This is a genomic window from Streptomyces clavuligerus, from assembly GCF_005519465.1.
GTDB classification, from domain to species: domain Bacteria; phylum Actinomycetota; class Actinomycetes; order Streptomycetales; family Streptomycetaceae; genus Streptomyces; species Streptomyces clavuligerus.
The window spans coordinates 275,609-294,116 of sequence record NZ_CP027859.1 but is presented as its reverse complement, the minus strand read 5'-3'; the positions used below and the strand labels follow the sequence as shown (position 1 = coordinate 294,116).

12 protein-coding genes are annotated in these 18,508 nt (G+C 71.9%); all 12 read left to right on the top strand.

The features are described 5' to 3' along the window. Nucleotides 1-34 precede the first annotated feature (34 nt). Nucleotides 35-1,615, top strand: coding sequence for a condensation domain-containing protein (locus tag CRV15_RS29585; RefSeq protein ID WP_003954579.1), 1,581 nt, complete (start codon nucleotides 35-37; stop codon nucleotides 1,613-1,615). A gap of 39 nt (nucleotides 1,616-1,654) precedes the next feature. Continuing rightward, nucleotides 1,655-2,674, top strand: coding sequence for a 2,3-diaminopropionate biosynthesis protein SbnA (sbnA, locus tag CRV15_RS29580; protein WP_003954578.1), 1,020 nt, complete (start codon nucleotides 1,655-1,657; stop codon nucleotides 2,672-2,674). 31 nt (nucleotides 2,675-2,705) lie between these two features. Continuing rightward, nucleotides 2,706-3,707, top strand: a complete 1,002-nt coding sequence (sbnB, locus tag CRV15_RS29575; protein WP_009999030.1) for a 2,3-diaminopropionate biosynthesis protein SbnB — start codon at nucleotides 2,706-2,708, stop codon at nucleotides 3,705-3,707. Between the two features lie 65 nt (nucleotides 3,708-3,772). Beyond that, nucleotides 3,773-4,975: an aminotransferase class I/II-fold pyridoxal phosphate-dependent enzyme gene (locus CRV15_RS29570; RefSeq protein ID WP_003963017.1), complete on the top strand. Its 1,203-nt coding sequence runs from the start codon at nucleotides 3,773-3,775 to the stop codon at nucleotides 4,973-4,975. 31 nt (nucleotides 4,976-5,006) lie between these two features. Continuing rightward, nucleotides 5,007-6,194, top strand: coding sequence for an acyl-CoA dehydrogenase family protein (locus CRV15_RS29565; protein ID WP_003954575.1), 1,188 nt, complete (start codon nucleotides 5,007-5,009; stop codon nucleotides 6,192-6,194). A gap of 56 nt (nucleotides 6,195-6,250) precedes the next feature. Continuing rightward, nucleotides 6,251-6,517, top strand: a complete 267-nt coding sequence (locus tag CRV15_RS29560) for an acyl carrier protein (protein WP_230864332.1) — start codon at nucleotides 6,251-6,253, stop codon at nucleotides 6,515-6,517. Continuing rightward, nucleotides 6,514-8,088, top strand: coding sequence for an amino acid adenylation domain-containing protein (locus tag CRV15_RS29555; protein WP_003954573.1), 1,575 nt, complete (start codon nucleotides 6,514-6,516; stop codon nucleotides 8,086-8,088). The genes CRV15_RS29560 and CRV15_RS29555 overlap by 4 nt, the downstream gene beginning before the upstream one ends. A gap of 284 nt (nucleotides 8,089-8,372) precedes the next feature. Next, a complete protein-coding gene (locus CRV15_RS29545; RefSeq protein WP_009999028.1) occupies nucleotides 8,373-9,161 on the top strand; it encodes an FAD-dependent oxidoreductase in 789 nt (262 codons plus the stop codon). Between the two features lie 258 nt (nucleotides 9,162-9,419). Continuing rightward, on the top strand, nucleotides 9,420-10,496 hold the full coding sequence (gene sbnB, locus CRV15_RS29540; protein ID WP_003963016.1) for a 2,3-diaminopropionate biosynthesis protein SbnB: 1,077 nt from the start codon (nucleotides 9,420-9,422) through the stop codon (nucleotides 10,494-10,496). A 56-nt stretch (nucleotides 10,497-10,552) separates the two neighbouring features. Continuing rightward, nucleotides 10,553-11,686, top strand: coding sequence for a 2,3-diaminopropionate biosynthesis protein SbnA (gene sbnA / locus CRV15_RS29535; protein ID WP_003954570.1), 1,134 nt, complete (start codon nucleotides 10,553-10,555; stop codon nucleotides 11,684-11,686). A 221-nt stretch (nucleotides 11,687-11,907) separates the two neighbouring features. Continuing rightward, nucleotides 11,908-14,013: a non-ribosomal peptide synthetase gene (locus CRV15_RS29530; RefSeq protein ID WP_003963015.1), complete on the top strand. Its 2,106-nt coding sequence runs from the start codon at nucleotides 11,908-11,910 to the stop codon at nucleotides 14,011-14,013. A 34-nt stretch (nucleotides 14,014-14,047) separates the two neighbouring features. After that, on the top strand, nucleotides 14,048-18,505 hold the full coding sequence (locus CRV15_RS29525; RefSeq protein WP_003963014.1) for a non-ribosomal peptide synthetase: 4,458 nt from the start codon (nucleotides 14,048-14,050) through the stop codon (nucleotides 18,503-18,505). Nucleotides 18,506-18,508 lie beyond the last annotated feature (3 nt).

Genomic DNA, 18,508 nt, shown 5'->3' with positions numbered 1-18,508 from the left:
ACAACCACCGACCCACGACGAAAGGCGGTAAACCATGGCGCACGAATCGATCGCTCCCTCGGTATCCCGGCCGGTGCTCAGCCCGGAGGAGGCCGTGATGGCCCAGGTCTGGGAGGACGTCCTCCAGATCGAGGGGGTCGGCCCCGACGACGACTTCTTCTCCTGCGGTGGCGACTCCCTGCTGGCCATCACCGTGGTCGGTGAGGCCCACCGGCGCGGCCTGGAGATCACCATGCTGCATCTGTTCAAGTACCCCACCGTGCGCGGCATGTGCGAGGCTGCCGTGGCCGACGGCGCGAAGGCCCCGCAGACGGTCACGGACCTGCTCTCCCCGGCCGACCGGGCCAAGGTCCCCGCCGGATCCCGGGAGGCCATGCCCGCCACCCGGCTCCAGCTGGGCATGGTGTACGAGAGCCTGATGAGCGACGGAGAGCAGTACGTCTGCACGGTCGTACGGGACATCAGGCGTCCGCTCGACGAGCCGAAGCTGCGAGCCGCCCTCGACCTGATGACCGAGCGTCATGAGATGCTGCGGATGCGGTTCGACCTCAGCAACTTCAGCGAGGCCGTCCAGATCGTCGCCCACTCGGCGGACATCCCGCTGACGGTGGCCGACCACACAGCCCTCGACGCCGCCGAGCGCGCCCGCAGGGAGACCGCGATCCGTGAGGAACTCGGACGCCCCTTCGATCCCGAGCAGGCCCCCCTGCTCCGGTTCCATGCCGCGGCCACCGGACCGGAGTCGTTCAGACTGAGCTACGCCTACCATCACGCGGTGCTCGACGGATGGAGCGCGGCGAGTCTCCTGCACGAGCTGGTGGTCTGCTACGCGAGGTCGCTGGCGGGTGAGGAGACCGATTTCGGTCGGCCGCTGCCGTTCGCCGAGTTCGTGCGCCTGGAGCGCGCCGCAGCCCGCAGCGAGGAGTCGGCGGCGCACTTCGCGGCCCTGGCCGCGGACATGCCGCCGGGCACTTCCCGCCGGGGTACGCCCCGGACGGTGGACCTCGACGCCGTCGTTCCCGACGCCGACGCCGAGGGCCTCATCGCGCGTGCCGGCGCCTGGCGGCTCCCGGTGAAGAGCCTGCTGCTGGCCGCGCACAGTGCGGCCATCGCCGGCGAACGCGGCGAATCGAGAGCCGATATCGCCCTGCTGATGAACGGCCGCCCGGAGCAGGAGGGGAGCGATCTGACCCTGGGGCTCTTCATCAATTACCTTCCGCTCCGGGTCGGTCTTGAGGGCGCCGACTGGCGGCTCGCCGCCGAGCGGGCCTTCGACGCCGAGCGGGACCTGCTTCCCCACCGGCGCTATCCGCACGCGGAGGCGCTCGGCGTGGTCGGGAGCCGCCCGTTCGAGGCGTCCTTCAACTATCTGCACCTGCGGCGTGGCATCAGCCTGGTCGAGGACGGCCTGGTCGAGGCGCGCCAGTTCGCGGATGTCCGATTCGACATCCCCCTCTGTGTGGACGTGCAGAACACCGGGGACCGGATGAAGATCCATGTCGGTGTGGACACCTCGTTCCACGACGAGGAGTTCGGCAGGCGGCTGATGGCACGGATCCTCGACGGCATCCACCGCATCGCCACGAGCCCGGACAGCGATGCCGTACGTCCCTGAGGACCGGGCGGCCGACAGCAGCCGACAGGAGGAATACCGATGACCATCATCTCCGCGCCGCACGAGCTGGTGAACTCCGACACATACGTCGACCTGCGAGCCGTGCTGGACCGGCGGCTCTACCTCAAATGCGAGGGAATGAACTTCGGTGGCTCCGTGAAGATGCGGGCAGCCGTCGCCATGGTCGCCGAGGCCGAGCGCCGGTCGCTGCTCGGCGCCGGCACCGCCCTCATCGAGTCCTCGTCCGGGAATCTCGGTGTCGCCCTCAGCGTGGTCGCGGCCGGCAAGGGGATTCCCTTCACCTGTGTGACCGACGCACGGTGCAATCCGGGCACGGTTGCTGCGATGAGAGCACTCGGCACCGAGGTCGTGGTCGTCGAGGAGCCCCACGCCGTGGACGGTTTCCTTGGGGCGCGGCTGGACCTCGTCCGGCGGCGCTGCGCGGCGGACCCGCACCTCGTCTGGCTGAACCAGTACACCAACGAGGCCAATGTGCGGGCCCACTACGAGGGAACGGCGCCGCGGATCCTGTCCGCCATCCCCGATCTGGATGTCCTCTTCGTGGGAGTGGGCACGGGAGGGACGGCCGTGGGCTGCGCCCGGTACGTGCGTGATCGGCGGGGCGGTACACGGGTCGTGGCCGTCGACGCGGTCGGCTCCGTGACCTTCGGCGGCCCCGGGGGCCGCCGGCTGATACCCGGACTCGGCGCGAGCGTTGTGCCGCCGCTCTTCGACACCTCTCTGTTCGACGACACCGTGGAGGTGGCCGAGGTGGAGACCGTCCGCGGCTGCCGGCTGCTGTCCTCGCACGGCATGCTCTTCGGAGGGTCGACGGGGACCGTCGTCAGCGGCGCCTTGGACTGGCTGGAGCGCAACGACCCGGACCGGGAACTCACCTCCGTCTGCATCTCCGCCGACATGGGCGACCGCTATCTGGACACCGTCTACGACGACGCCTGGGTGCTGAAGCACTACGGCCCGCGGAGCCTTGAGCCGATGCCGGGCGCCCGCCCCCGGGCCCGTACCGGCCGAACGGCCGATCTGATCGGTGCGGTGTGACCGACACCGCGTGCACGAGAGAAGTCTGCTGATGTTTTCCTTCCATGTGGTGCCCGGAACAGCGGTCCACCGGATCCTCACGACCGACCGCGAGGGCGTGATCGCCGCGGTACGGAGCGCGTATCTGAGCCATCGCGCGGGCTCCACGGTCAACCCTGACAGCTACTTCCTCCGGTTCCCCGAGAAGCCGGACTCCAGGATCATCGCCCTGCCCGCCTATCTCGGTGACGATGTCCAAGTCGCCGGCATCAAATGGATATCCAGCTTTCCCGCGAACACCCGAAGAGGCGTGCCCAGAGCGTCGGCCGTACTCGTCCTCAACGACTACGAGACGGGCCAGCCCTTCGCATGCCTCGAAGCAGCAGGCATCAGCGCGGCGAGAACCGCCGCCTCCGCGGCGCTCGCGGCGTCCGCGCTGCGCCCCGGCGGGTACGCGGGAACACGGATCGCGGTGGTGGGGGCCGGGGTGATCGCCCGTACCGTCTGCGACTACCTCCACACGGTCGGCTGCGTGCCGGACTCCTACGTCATCCACGATCTCGACGAGACGTCGGGGCGGGCGCTGGCCGGTCATGTGCGGAGCGAGCTGGGCCTGCCCGCCGTCTTCACCCCCGAGCTGGGCGAGGCGTGCGCGGCAGACACCGTGCTCTTCGCCACGACGGCCCTGAAGCCCTATGTGACCGAGCCGTTCAGGCCCGGGCAGCTGGTCCTCAACATCTCCCTGCGGGACCTCGCCCCCGAGGTGGTGCTGGCCGCGGAGAACTTCGTCGACGACGTCGACCACTGCCTGAAGGCCGACACCTCACCTCATCTCGCGGAGCGGCTCTCCGGGGGAAGGGATTTCATCAAGGGGACCCTCGCGGATGTGCTGGCCGGCCGGCTGGCCCCGGACCCGGGCCGCCCGGTGGTCTTCTCGCCGTTCGGGCTCGGTGTGCTCGACCTCGCGGTGGGTGCCCTGGTGCTGGGCCGAGCCCGGGAGACCGGGGCAGCGGTGGAGGTGCCGGAATTCTTCGGCGAGACCACTCGGTGGTGAACCACGCCCTGGGCCGCTTGAAAGCATGATTTCTCGCTCTTTCCTCTCATACCACCCAAGCAGACATGGGGAACTCTGACATGGCGCTCAAGGCTGATCTCTCCGCGCTGGAGAAGACCTATCTCCGCTGGGAGTCGGAAGGCGTCTCGCCTTTCTTTCCCGTCGTGGAGTCCAACGGGGACAACACCGTGACGATCGAGCCCCACGGGGAACTCGTGATGTTCGGCTCCTGCGACTATCTGGGGCTCTCCCAGCACCCCGCGCTGAAGGCCGGGGCCGTCGAGGCGATCGAGCAGTTCGGCACCAACACCTATGCCTCCCAGCTGATATGCGGTCACACCAGAATCCATCAGACCATCGAGGCGACCCTCGGCAAGATGTCGGGGGGGAGGGCCGCCCTGATGTTCCCGTCGGGCATGTCCGCGTCGGCCGGAGCCGTCTCCACGCTCGCTTCGAGCGAGGACGTGGTGATCAACGACCGGCTCGCCCACAGCTCGCTCTTCATGGGCAGCCGTCTCTCCGGCGCGGAGGTACGGACCTTCCCCCACAACAGCATGAAGCGTCTGGAGACCATTCTCGGCCAGTGTGCTGACAAGCGGCGTCGCATCATCGTGGTCGACGGGCTGTACAGCGCGGACGGCGACTACGCGCCCCTGGACCGGATCACCGAACTGGCCGAGGCCTACGACGCACTGGTCGTCGTCGACGAGGCGCACTCCTTCGGCTCGATCGGCCCCAACGGGCTGGGAGTGGCGGACCACTTCGGGGTACTCGACCGGATCGACGTGATCATCGGCACCATGAGCAAGACCCTGGGCAGCATCGGCGGATTCGTGCTCACCCATGACTGGTTCGAGCGGGAACTGCGCTACATGTCTCCCTCGTACACGTCGTCACGCGGATCGGCGCCGGCGGTGGCCGGTGCCACCCTGGCGTCCCTGCGGCTCCTGGAGGAGCAGGGCAACCGGCTCCGGGCACAGCTGAACAGCAACACGGAGTTCATCACCGAGCGCCTGCGCGCCGCAGGGTTCGATCTGCTGAACACGCGCAGCCACATCGTGCCCGTGGTCGTCGGGCCGGAGGACAAGACGGTCGCCGTGGCGAAGTGGCTCATGGGCCGCGGGGTGCTCGTCGCCCCCTTCGTCTATCCGCACGTCGCGGCGGGCACCGGCCGGCTGCGGGTCGGTGTCTCCAGCCGGCACACCGCGGACGAGTGTGAACTGCTGATATCGGCACTGACCGAGGCGAAGCGGGAATTCGGCTTCTGATGCGCGCCGCCGCACCACCGAGAGGGACATCGTGGACTTCGACCTGACACCGGAACAGCGGGAGTTCTGCGCCAACCTGGAGACATTCGCGCTCAAGGAACTCAACGACGGCCTCGTGGAACGTGACCGAGAGGGAGTGTTCGCCGCCGAGAACTGGCGCAAGTGCGCGGACATCGGCCTACTGGGGCTGCCGGTGCCCGTCGAGCACGGTGGACTGGCGGCCGACGCCACGACCATGATGACCGCGCTGGAGAGCCTGGGCTACGGCTGCCGCGACAACGGCCTCATCTTCTCGCTCCACGCCCATCTGTGGGCGGGTACCTCACCGATCGTCCGGTTCGGCTCGCCCGGGCAGCGGGAACGCTACCTGCCCGGTATGTGCGCGGGTGACGTGATCGCCGGGCACGCCATGACCGAGCCCGGCTCCGGATCCGACGCCTTCGCCATGGCGACGACCGTGACCAGGACGGGCGGCACCTATGTCCTCAACGGCTCCAAGGTGTTCGTGTCGAACGCGCCGATCGCCGATGTGCTGCTCGTCTTCGCCGTGGACCCCGCCAAACGAGGCTTCGCCGGGGTCAGCGCCTTCCTCGTGGACCGGGACACCCCGGGGCTCACGGTGTCCCGGCCGGTCTCGAAGATGGGGCTGCGCACCTCCCCCATGGGTGAGGTCCACCTGGACGGCTGCGAGGTGGCCGCCGACGCGCTGCTCGGCCCCGAGGGCGCCGGCATGGCGGTGTTCAACTGGACCATGGAGCGGGAACGCAGTTTCATACTCGCCAGCGCGCTGGGCACCATGCGGCGCGACTTGGAGCGCTGTGTCGACCACGCGCGGACACGCGGCCAGTTCGGCCGGCCGATCGGTTCGTTCCAGGCGGTGTCCCACCGCATCGTCGACATGCGGATGCGGCTCGACGCGGCACGGCTGCTGCTGCACCGACTGGCCTGGCAGATCGACAACGATCGGCCCACCAAGGTGGAAGCCGCGCTGGCCAAGGTCTTCGTGAGTGAGGCATTCGTCCAGTCCGGCCTGGACGCCGTCCAGATCCACGGCGGCTACGGCTACACCACCGAGTACGAGCTGGAACGCGATCTCCGGGACGCCCTCGCCTCCCGCATCTACTCGGGCACCAGCGAGATCCAGCGGAATCTCGCGGCTCATCACATGGGGCTCACCACACGCACCACCGGCCGACGACCAACCGGAAGGAAGAACTAGTCATGCACACGGACACGCACACCGGCACGGATACCCACAGGGAAAGGGATGAGGACATGGAGAAGACCACGGGCACCGACGTCAAGGAAGCGGTTCGCACGTTCATCCGGGAGGAACTGGAGTGGTCGGGGCCAGAGGAGCACCTCCAGGACGGCGCCTCGCTGATCGACTTCGGAGTCATCGACTCCCTCAGCCTCATGGAACTGGGCCTCTGGATCGGGGACCGCTTCGGATTCACGGTCGAGGACACGGACATGACCGCCGCCAACTTCGACACCCTCGATGCGATCGAAGCCTTCGTCCGGCGTGGTTCCCGGACATGAGCACCGGTGCCCAGGCCGCACCCGGCGCCCTGCACGAGCTCCTTCGGAGGGCGGCGACGGCCCACCCGGCGCGCCTCGCCGTGGTGGACGGGCCGCGTGAGTACAGCTACGCCGAACTCGACGACAGATCGGACCGGCTGGCGGCCTTGCTGGAGCGGACCGGAGTCGGCCCCGGCGACCGGGTGGGTCTTCACCTCGACAAGTCATTCGAGGCGATCGTCGGGATCTACGGGGCGCTGAAGGCGGGCGCCTGCTATGTGCCGCTCGACCCCCAGGCGCCCGAGAGCAGACTGCGCGTCATCGCCGAGGACTGCGGGATCACGGTGCTGCTCACCGGTCCTCGACGCGTCGGCGGGGCCGGTCTGACCGGTCTTCCCCGGCTGAAGGCCGTGATCGACCTGACAGTCGACGAAGTCCGCGACGGCACGTCGGCAGGACCGGTCACCGAGCGGCCCGCGGGAACGGCAGGCCCGGAAGACCTCGCCTACATCCTCTGCACCTCGGGCTCCACGGGCAGGCCCAAGGGCGTCACACTCACGCACGGGAACGCGCTGGCCTTTGTCGACTGGGCGGTGACCGCCTTCGGACTGACGCCTGAGGACCGGCTGTCCGGCCACGCGCCCCTGCACTTCGACCTGTCGGTGTTCGACGTCTTCGGTGCGGCGGCAGGTGCGGCGACTCTGGTGCTCGTGGACTCCCGTGCCGCGGTGTTCCCCGTGGAACTGACGGATTTCATCCGTCGAAACCGATTGACCGTCTGGTATTCGGTGCCGTCGGCGCTGACCCTCCTGCTGCGCCAGGGCGGGCTGACCGAGGGCTGCTTCCCCGATCTGCGCCTGGTGCTGTTCGCGGGCGAGGTCTTCCCCAGCCCGGTACTGCGCGAGGTGATGGGGCTCCTCCCCGGGGCCCGATTCGTCAATTTGTACGGCCCCACCGAAACGAACGTCTGTACCTGGTACGAAGTGACGGAACCGCCCGCGTCGGACGGGTCCCTCCCCATCGGACGGGCGATCGAGGGTGTCGAAACGGCCGCCGTGACCGACACCGGCTGTGTGGCGGGGCCGGGTGAAGTGGGCGAACTCCTGGTCAGCGGGCCCACGGTGATGCGCGGTTACTGGGGCGACCCCCAGCGCACCGACGAGGTGCTCGTGCCCGCTCCCGAAGGGTTCATCCGGCCGCTCGCCTACCGGACGGGAGATCTGGTCCGAGTGGGGACGGACGGAAACCTCACCTTCCTCGGACGCCGCGATCATCAAGTCAAGACACGCGGCTACCGGGTGGAACTCGGAGAGGTGGAGGCGGCGCTCAACGCGCAGCCCGCGGTGGCGGAGTGTGCCGTGATCGCGGTTCCCGACGAACTGGTGACGCACCGACTGGTCGCCTGCGTCGTGCCTGCGGGAGAGGTGAAAGCCGCACGCCTGGCCCGGGACAGCCGCAATCGGCTGCCCCGGTACATGGTGCCGGACCGCTTCGAGTTCTTCGACGAACTGCCCAGGACCTCGACCGACAAGACCGACCGGCGGGCACTCGCGGAGGAGGTCGCCCGCAGACGGTCCGCCGCGGGTATCTGAGCCGGCCCGCCGCGATCCCGGACGCGCAGGACGAAGGCGCGCCGGTCGGGGCCCCGCTGCACAGGGCCGCCGGACGCAGCCGCGGGCGGGGAACTCCCGTCGGCGGCCCGTGCGCTGGTCTTCCTCTGGTACACGGGTAGCTGGCCCGGTTCGCCGCCGCAGGTGGTGTCGCCGCGTGCCTACGCGGAGGGGCTGGTGTGGAAGGCGGTCGGTGTGGCCGCTCCCGGGACCGGCCGGCCGGGTCACGGCAGCTGGGCCGGGCCGCCCGCGGGGGTGGGTGGACGGTGAGCCGGTACGACGTGATCGTGGTCGGCGCGGGGGTGGCGGGCTCGCTCGTCGCGCACCGGCTGGGCCGGCGCGGCCGCCGGGTCCTGGTCCTGGAGGCCGGGGTGGACGCCGCCGACCCCGGCCGGGGCGAACCGGACCCGTTCACCGCCTATCTGACCGCGCCGGTCAAGGGCCCCGACGCCCCCTACCGGCCGCACCCCGCCGCCTCCTGGCCCGCGATGACCGACCTCACCGGCACCGCCGGACCCCCCGGCTTCCGGATGACGGGCCATCTGCTCCAGAACGGCCCCCTGCCCTACGGCAGCGGCTATCTGCGGGTCAACGGCGGCACCGGCAACGTCTGGACCGGACTCGCGCCGCGCATGCTGCCCGAGGACTTCGACACCGAGCCCTTCGGCTACGGACGGCGCTGGCCGATCGGCTACGACGACCTCGAACCCCACTACCGCGCGGCCGAGGCGGAGCTCGGTGTCGCCGCCGACGCCGACGAACAGCGGGAACACACCGGACTGCCGCTCCCCGGGGCGCCCGTCGGCCGGCCCCCGGGGCCGCGGAACCGCGTGTTTCGGCGGAGCATTCCGAGGGAATGCCGAATTCCCTTCCCGATGTCAACACCTCACCCTGCATGGCGTTTTCGGCCAATCGCCGAACGATGTGGGCCACAGGGCTCTCCTTCGTTTGTGCAGGAAGAACGGTGCATGATCGAACCGGATTCGGCCGGGTGTCGGTGCGCAGGCGGTGAAATCGGCCAGACGGGCTCCGCCCCAGGTCGGAGATCACGGTAGGGAATGGGCTTGTGAGGTACGTCACACTTGCTGATTGTCGAAGATCAAGAGACAGTTGTCCGCGGAGTTAGATGTCGAAGACAACTACCCATGTGCTGCGTTCTTCTTGTGTTCACCTCGGCGTCCTTCGATGACCCTTTGGGAGATCCTGAAGGGAAGTTTGGACGCCGACCTTCGAGGTGATGTGTGCGATGCCGAATTATCGGATCCCCGGAGGGATTCGACGGCAGAAATCCTGTGCGAGGAAGGGTGTGACAGATGAGTGATTCACCGGAACGGGAACCGATGGCGCGGTCTTCGGACGGTGCGGGAGTCCCGGCGTTCAGCGTGGTGTCCGGTGCGCAGGTCAAGAAGGTGCTGACGGGGCACGAGAGGGAGGTCACGGAACTCGTCGAGGCCGCCTACCTCCTGCACGGCGTCGGCCGGACGGTCAACCCGCCCTCGTACTTCCTCCGCTTTCCCGACCGGCCGTCCGCGCGGATCATCGCACTGCCGGCCTCCCTCGGGGGCGAGGCCGCGGTGGACGGCGTCAAGTGGATATCCAGCTTCCCGGAAAACGTTGTCAAAGGGGTGCCGCGGGCCTCGGCGGTACTGATCCTCAACGACCCCGGGACCGGCTATCCCTTCGCCTGCCTGGAGAGTTCCGTCATCAGCGCGGCGCGTACCGCCGCGTCCGCCGCGCTCGCCGCGGACCGGATCACCCGGAGCCGGGGCGGGGCGCGGCCCCGGCGGATCGGCTTCATCGGCACTGGGCTGATCGCCCGCTATGTCCACACCTATCTGGTGGGCAACGGCTGGGACTTCGACACCGTCGGCATCCACGACCTGTCCGCCGAGCACGCCGAGGGGTTCCGCGACGCCGTGCGGCGGAGCGGGGCCACCGGCGAGATCGTCGTCCACGGCGGGGCGGAGGAGCTGATCAGGGCGTCCGACCTGGTGGTCTTCGCCACCGTCGCCGCCACCCCGCATGTCCACGAGCCCGCGTGGTTCGACCACGCCCCGCTGGTCCTGCATCTCTCGCTGCGCGATCTGTCGCCGGACGTCATTCTGCGGTCGGTCAACGTGGTCGACGATGTCGAGCACTGTCTGAAGGCGGACACCTCGCCGCACCTCGCCGAACAGCGGACCGGACATCGCGATTTCATCGACGGCACCTTGTGCGAGGTGATCCGCGGCACCGTCCGGATCCCCGGCGACCGGCCCGTCGTCTTCTCCCCGTTCGGCCTCGGAGTACTCGATCTCGCGGTGGGCCGGCATGTGTGGGAGAAGACCCGCGAACGGGGGGAGCTGACCGTTGTCGACAGCTTCTTCGATGAATTGCGCCGCTACGGATGACCTGTGGATGACATCCGGATCGCCGTCGGGTTTCCCTGTGTGAAAAGAGGTATGGCGTGCCGATCGTCACCAGTCCGGACCAGTTCCACATGGAAGATCTGTATGTCGACCTGGGCGCGGTTCTGCCGCAGCAGCTCTTTCTCAAATGTGAGGGAATGAATTTCGCGGGATCCATCAAGCTGAAAGCGGCCGTCGAAATGATGGACGCCGCCGAGCGGGAGGGCCGGCTGACGGAGGATTCCATTGTCGTGGAATCGTCGTCCGGGAATCTGGGGATCGCGCTCGCCATGATCGCGGCAAGCCGCGGCTACCGCTTTCTGTGTGTGACCGACATACGGTGCACCACCTCGGCCCGTCAGCTGATGGAGTCCTTCGGATGCCAGGTGCACACCGTGGACACCCCCCACCCCGAGAGCGGTTATCTCGGTGCCCGGCTCGACCGCATCCGGGAGCTGTGCGCCTCCGACAGCCGCTATGTCTGGCTGAACCAGTACACGAACAACAACAACTGGGTCACGCACTACCGGCGGACCGCCCCCGCTCTCGCCGGCGCCTTCCCCGGGCTGGACGTGCTCTTCGTCGGCGCGGGCACCACCGGCACCCTGATGGGCTGCGCCCGCTACTTCCGGTGGAAGCGGCCCGAGGTCACCGTCGTGGCGGTCGACTCGGTCGGTTCGGTCTCCTTCGGCGGCCCCGCCGACCGGCGCATGATCCCCGGCCTCGGCGCCGGGGTACGGCCCCCGCTGCTGAACGAGTACCTCGTCGACGACGTCGTGCTCGTGCCGGAAGCGGAGACCGTCCGGACCTGCCACCACCTGGCCTCGCACGGCTATCTCTTCGGAGGCTCCACGGGAACGGTGGTGCGCGGCGCCGTACGGTGGCTCGCCGAACATCCGCAGGACCGGCCGCGCACGGCGGTCGCCATCTCCCCGGACCTCGGGGAACGCTATCTCGACTCGGTCTACGACCCCGGCTGGGTCCGGGAGCACTACGGCCCGGACGCGCTCACGCCCTCCCCACGGGACTCCTTCCCCGCCGACGGGCGGACCGGCTCCACCACCGGCTCCACCACCGCCTCCGCCACAGGTTCCCCCACCGGCTCCCGGTCCGGAGCCCCGGCCGATGCCCCGGACGGCTCGCCCGCGGGCTCCCGGACCGGCTCCTTCGCCGTCTCCGCCGCCGCGGAGTGACCTGACGCGGTGGCCCGTCCGCGAGCCGTCCGACGCCGCGGCACGCCCGCGAGCCGCGACCAGACCCCGCCCTCCGGGTCCCGTGCCAGCGCGCCGGACCCCCGCGCCCGGCGCCCGCGCCCCGCGCCCGGGCCCGCGTACGGGGCCGTCCCGCACGCCGCTCCCGCCCGGTCCGTGCCCCTTCTCCCACCACGACCCCGACCAGAAGAAACGGATGCGCCATGCCGTACGTGCCCACCGGGCCACCGTGGCCGTCATGCGGCCTGTACGAACTGATCGCCCGCCAGGCGGACCGCACCCCCGGCCGGGAAGCGGTGCGCTGCGGACCGCGCTCCCTGAGCTACCGGGACCTCGTCGACGCCGCGCAGACGGTCGCCGACCGGCTGCTCCGGCGGGGCGCGGGCCCCGGCGACCGGATCGCCGTGAGCGTGGGCCGCTCGACCGACCTCCCCGTGGCCCTGCTGGGAGTACTCCGGTCGGGGGCCGCCTTCGTCCCCGTCGACCCGGCCTACCCCGCGCAGCGGCGCGAGGACATGCTGCGGGACGCGGGCGCGCTGCTCACTGTCACCACCAGCCGGTACGCCGGCCCGCTCCGCGCCCCCGGGACACCCGTCCCGGACGGGGCCCCGGCCCCGAACGCGGCCCTCGGCCCGGACGCGATCCCCGCCCCGGACCGGATCCTCGTTCTGGACGAGGCGGAACCGGACACCCCGGCGGACGGCGCGCCCCCGGCGCCACCGCTCCGGAGCGCCGGGCCGGACGACCTCGCCTATCTGATGTACACCTCCGGCTCGACGGGCCGGCCCAAGGCGGTCGCCGTGGACCACCGTTGCCTGGTCAAGGGGGTGCTCGCCATGGCATCCCCGGTCCGCCCCGGGCCGGACGACATCTGGCTCTCGCTGACGTCGGCCTCCTTCGACCCCGTTCTCGTCGACCTCTTCCTTCCGCTCGTCACCGGCGGGTCCGTGGTCATGGCGGAGGAGCACCAGCTCCTCGACGGAGCGGCGCTCGGCGAACTGCTCGACAGCAGCGGGGCGACGGTCCTCCAGGCCACCCCGCTGGTCTGGAGCATGATCGTCGACGGGGGGTGGCGCGGCACCCTGCGCGTCGCCCTGTGCGGCGGGGAACCGCTCACGCCCGCGCTGGCGGCCGAGTTGTGCCGCAGGTCGGACCGGGTGTGGAACATCTACGGGCCGACCGAGACCACCATCTGGTCGACCGCCCACCCCGTCACCCCCGCCGACCGGAGCACCGTCCCGGTCGGGCTGCCGCTGCCCGACACCACCGTCCACCTCCTGGACGAGGAGCGCCGGCCGGTCGCCCCGGGGGAGCGCGGGGAGGTCTGGATCGGCGGCGGCGGTGTCGCCCGCGGCTACGCGGGACGGCCGGAGCTGACCGGCGAGCGCTTTGTGCCCGACCCCTTCGGCCCGCCGGGCGGCAGGCTCTACCGCACGGGCGACCTGGGGCGGCAGGGCCCCGGCGGAGCGCTCGAACTCCTCGGCCGCGCGGACCACCAGGTGAAGATCCGCGGACACCGGGTGGAGCCCGGGGAGATCGAGAGCTGGCTGGCGGAGGAGGAGTCCGTGGCGGAGGCGGTGGTGCTGCCCCGGCCGGACGGCGGGCAGTTGAGGCTGGTGGCCTATGTACGGCCGAGGCGCGGCTTTGTCTGCGCGGAGGCCCGGCTCCGGGAGCACGCGGCGCTCCGGCTGCCCCGCCCCATGCTGCCCGCCGCGTACGTCACGGTCGACACCTGGCCGCGCACCCCCAACGGGAAGATCGACCGGCGGGCGCTGCCGGAGCCGGTCACCCCGGCCCCGCCCCCGACGGCAGGCGGCACACACGGGCCGGACGGGCCGGACGAGCCGGACGGTGGCGGTGACGCGGCCCCGGCGAACGGGACCGTCCGCGTGCTCGCGGGCATCTGGCAGGACGTCCTGGGCACGGCGGCACCGCCCGGCCCTGAGGCCGGTTTCTTCGCCCTGGGCGGTACATCGCTGGACATCACGCGCGTGGTCAAGAGCGTGCGGGTCCGCTTCGGGGTCCGGGTGAACGCGGTGCGGATGATGCGGGCGGAGAGCCTGGCCGGCCAGGCGGCGCTGGTACGGGCCGCTGTCACCGCCGCCACCGGGGAGCCGGCACCGGGCCCCGGTCGGGAGCCGGTGCCGGGGCCCGGCCCCGCACCGGAGCCCGGTTCGGTATCCGAGCCCGACTCGGCATCGGAGCCCGGCCCGGCGCCGGAACTCGGCTCGGAATCGGACCGGCCGCTTCCGGCCCAGAAGCCGGGACCGCGACCGGGACCCGGACCGGAACCGGTCCCTCAGCCTTAACGCCCTTGCCCCCCACCCCCAGAGGCGGTGAACCATGCCCACCACCGAAGACACGCGCGACGCACCCGAGAGCGGCGAGGCCGAGGAGACCCACGCGCTGCCGTCGATCCAGCGCCCGCTGTGGACCGCCGACCGGATCACCCAGGGTCTGCCGGTCTACACCGAGGCCGAGGGCTTCCGGCTGACCGGCCCGGTCGACAGGACCGCGCTGATCCGCGCCCTGGACACGCTGTACGCCCGCCACCCCGCCCTGCGCACCGTGGTCACGGCGGACGCCGCCGACCGGCCCCGGGTGCGCTTCCTGCCCGTGGGGCCCTTCCCCCTCACCGAGCTCGACCTCCGCGAGCACCCCGGGGAACGGGCCGCCGCCGCGGCGGCGGAGCGGGCGGCGGCCGAGGCGGCCCGTACCGTCTTCGACCCCGCGTCCGGCCCGATGGCGCGGGCGCATCTGATCCGCTGCGGCGAGCAGGAGTGGCTGCTCGTCCTCGTACTGCACCATCTCGTCTGCGACGGCGACAGCTTCCGTACGCTCTTCGCCGAACTGGGCGCGCTCTACGGCGGAAACGCCCTCCCCGCGCCGCACCCGGACCCCGTCGGGGCCCAGCGGCTGCTGCGGGACACGGCCGGGGACGAGCGGATCCGCGCCGATCTGGAGTACTGGCGCGACCGGCTGGAGGGCGCCTTCGCACCCCCGGCCGCCGGATGCGCCCCCGACGAGGACCCGGGCCATCCCGGCGACCCCGGCGATCAGGGCCGCCCCGGCGGCAGTTGCCCCCTGCCGCTGGAAGAGGGCTGGTTCGACCGCGTACGGGCCGCCGCGGCGGCGGCGCGGGTCTCGCCGTTCGCCGTCGTCGCCTCCGCGCTCTCCGTCGTCCTGTCCCGGCTCACCCGCACCGACGACGTCCTCCTCGGCACCACCGTGAACATGCGCGCCGACGCCGACGCGGAGGACGCCGTCGGCTACTTCATGAAGACCGTACCGTTGCGGCTGCGGATCGACGGGTCCGCGCCCGTGTCCGGTCTGCTGCGACAGGCTCAGGAGACGGTGCTCGGCGCGATGGAGCACACGGCCGTCGAGTACGACGAGATCCTGGCCGCGCCCGGCGGCTCCGGCGGCGGCCGGGCCCCGGCCTTCCGGGCCGCCCTGGAACTGCACTACGCCGCGAGCGAGCTGCGGCTTCCGGGCGTGTCGGCCGTGCCGCTCGCGCTCGACCCCGGGACGGCGAAGTTCGACGTCACCTTCCACCTCGGTGCCGCGCCGGGGGCCCTGAGCCATGTCGAGTACCGGACCGAGCTCCACGACGCGGCGACCGCCGACGCCCTCGCACGGGCGTTCCGCACCCTCCTGGAGCGGCTGTGCGCGGCCGGGGACGCGCCGCTGGAGCAACTGCCGCTCGTGGACGCGCGGGAGAGCGCCCCGGACCGGCTCCCGGCCGACGGGCACCCGGACCGGTACTCCGACGGGCACCCGGACCGGTACTCCGACGAGCACGCGGACCGGTACTCCGACGGACTCCGGGACGGGTACGCCGACCGGCTCCCGGCCGACAGCGGTGGACAGGTCGGCGGAGTCCCGGACCGGCTCCCGGCCGGCGCCGGCGGACCGGGCGCCGGGGGCGGTGGGCAGGGCGCCGGACCGGACTGCGCCGGGCCCGGGGCGAGCGGTCCGGCCCTCGCCCGGGAACCGGTCCCGCTGCCCGACGCCGTCCGCGAGCGCGCCGCGCTCCACCCCGACCGGCCCGCCCTCGTCCTCGGAGCGGACGTCCTCGGCTACGCGCAGTTCGTCCGCCGGGCGGACCGCATCGGCGCCGCCCTCGCCGCGGCGGGAACCGGCCCCGGCGACATCGTGGGCGTGGCGGTGCGCCGCTCGCCCGACCAGATCTGCGCGCTGTTCGGCGCCTGGTCGGCGGGGGCCGCCTGCGCGGCGCTCGACCCCGCGCTCCCGGCCGCGCGGCTCGGCGCGATGATGCGGGCGGCGGGCATCCGCGTCGTCGTCGTGGACCCGGGCGCCGAACACTCCCCGGCCTTCAGCGGCGTACGCACCGTCCGGCTGCGGGACCTCGGCTCCCCGTCGCACACCGCGGACGCCGCCCCCGTGGGGCCCCCGGTGCAGAAGGTCACCCCCGAGGACGTGGCCTATGTGATCTTCACTTCCGGAACGAGCGGCCTCCCCAAGCCCGTCGCGGTACGGCATCTCAGCCTCGCGGCGTTCGGAGCGGCCATGGACCGCCTGGCCTTCGGAGAACTGCCGGAGCCCGCGCGGGTCGCGGTCAACGCGCCGTTCTCCTTCGACGCCTCCTGGCAGGGCACCCAACTGCTGCGCGCGGGCCATACCCTCCACCCCGTGCCCGACGAGGTCCGGGCGGACCCCGAGGCCATGGTCGGCTTCCTCCGCGAGCACGCCGTCGACGTCCTGGACGGCACCCCCACCCATATCGCCTCGCTCGTCGAGGCGGGTCTCCTCGACCCGTCCGCGCACATCCCCTCCTGTCTGGTTCTCGGCGGCGAGGCCGTGCCGCCGGGACTGTGGCGGCGGCTCGCGGCGGCCCCCACCCGGGCGTTCAACGTCTACGGGCCGACCGAGTTCACCGTGAACGCCACCGGCTGCCCCATCGAGGACACCGGGGCACGGCCCACCATCGGCCGCCCGCTCGCCGGGGTGACCGCGCGGGTCCTCGATCCGCTGCGGCGCCCCGTACCGGTCGGCTTCCCCGGCGAACTGCACCTGTCCGGGCCGCAGCTGGCCGTCGGCTACCTCGGTCTGCCGGAGCTGACCGCCGAGCGCTTCCCGCAGGCGCCGGACGGAACGCGCGGCTATGCGACGGGCGACGTGGTCCGCGTCCTGGGCACCGGGCGGCTCGCGTTCCTCGGCCGGGCCGACGACCAGGTCAAACTGCGGGGCCACCGGATCGAACCGGCGGAGATCACCGCGGTGCTGCGGTCCGCGCCCGGCGTCGCGGACGCCGCCGTCGTCCTGGTCCGCCCCGGCACCCCCACGGCGGCCCTGCACGCGGCCCTCGTCCTGGAGGACCCGAAGACGGCTCCCACGGGTCCCACGGCTTCTCCGGCTCCCGCGGGCCCTCCCACTCCCGCGGACTCGGCGATTCCGGTGGATCCTGGGACTCCCACGGATCCCGCGCCCCCCGCGGACCCTCCGACCCCCGCAGGCTCCGTGACTCCCGCGGCTCCGGCGGCCGGACCCGACCAGGTCCGTGCCTTCGCCGCCGCCCGGCTGCCCGCGTACATGGTGCCCTCGTCCTTCGCCGTGCTGCCCGGGCTGCCCCGTACCGCCGCCGGGAAGCTCGACCGGGCCGCACTCGCCGCCGGGGCGGAGAGCCAGGACCCGCCGTGCCCGGACACCCCCGTCCCGGACGTGCCGGAGGCCGACGGCGTCCAGGGACGTCTCGCCTCCCTCTGGGCCCGGCTGCTGCGCCGGGAGAGCATCGCGCCCGGGGACGACTTCTTCGCCCTCGGCGGGAACTCGCTGCTGGCCGGCCGGCTCGTCCGCGAGGTCAGGACCGAGTTCGGCGTCCGGCTGCCGCTGGGCGCCGTCTTCGGCCGGCGCACCCTGGCGGCGATGGCCGAGGCGCTGGAGGCCGCGACGGCCCGGGAGGCCCCCGCCGGGGCCGACGGCCTCGTCGTCCCCCTCGCCGGAGGCCCCGCCACAGGCCCGGCACGAACCCCCACAGCCGCGGACGACCCCGTTCCACTCGTCGTGTTCCACCCCCTCGGCGGAACGCTCTTCCCCTATCAGCCGCTGCTCGGCCTGCTGCCCCCGACCACGGCCGTGTGGGGCGTGCGCTCACCCACCGCCGCCGAGACCGGACCCGAGGCACCGGACGTCGCGAGCCTCGCGGCGCGGTACGCCGAGGAGGTCGTCCGCCGGGTCCCCGCCCCCCGTCTCGCGCTCTTCGGCTGGTCACTCGGCGGTCTGATCGCCCTCGCGGTCGCCGCCGAACTGGAGAAACGCGGCGTGCGGATCGACTTCGCCGAGATCTGGGACTGCGGGGTCGGCACCGAGGAACCCCTCGGCGACCGCGAGTCGCTGCGCCTGGCGCTGCGGGCGGCCTACGGCCCCGGCGCGCTGCTGCGGCACGCGCCGCTCATCACCACGGTCCTCGCCGGGGTCGCCGAGGGAGAACGGCTCGACGAGAGCGCCGTCCGCCTCGTCCGGGAACGCACCCGGACCCTCGGCACCCCCGCCGACAACGCCGCGCTACCCCGGCACTTCCAGGTGATCCGCCACCAGACCGAGCTGTTCCGGGGCTGGGAACCCGTACCGCTGCGCGCCCCGCTGCACGCCGTGTACGCCGAACCCAGCCTCCGCGACGGCAGTGTCGCGCGCACCGACTGGCGGCGCTTCACCTCCGGCCCGTGGACCGAGGCCACGGTGGCCGCCGACCACTACGACATGATGCGGGCGCCCGGCGTCGGCGACGCCGCACGGGGACTCCTCGCCCGGCTGGCCGCCCGTTCCCCGCGGAAAGGGTGACGA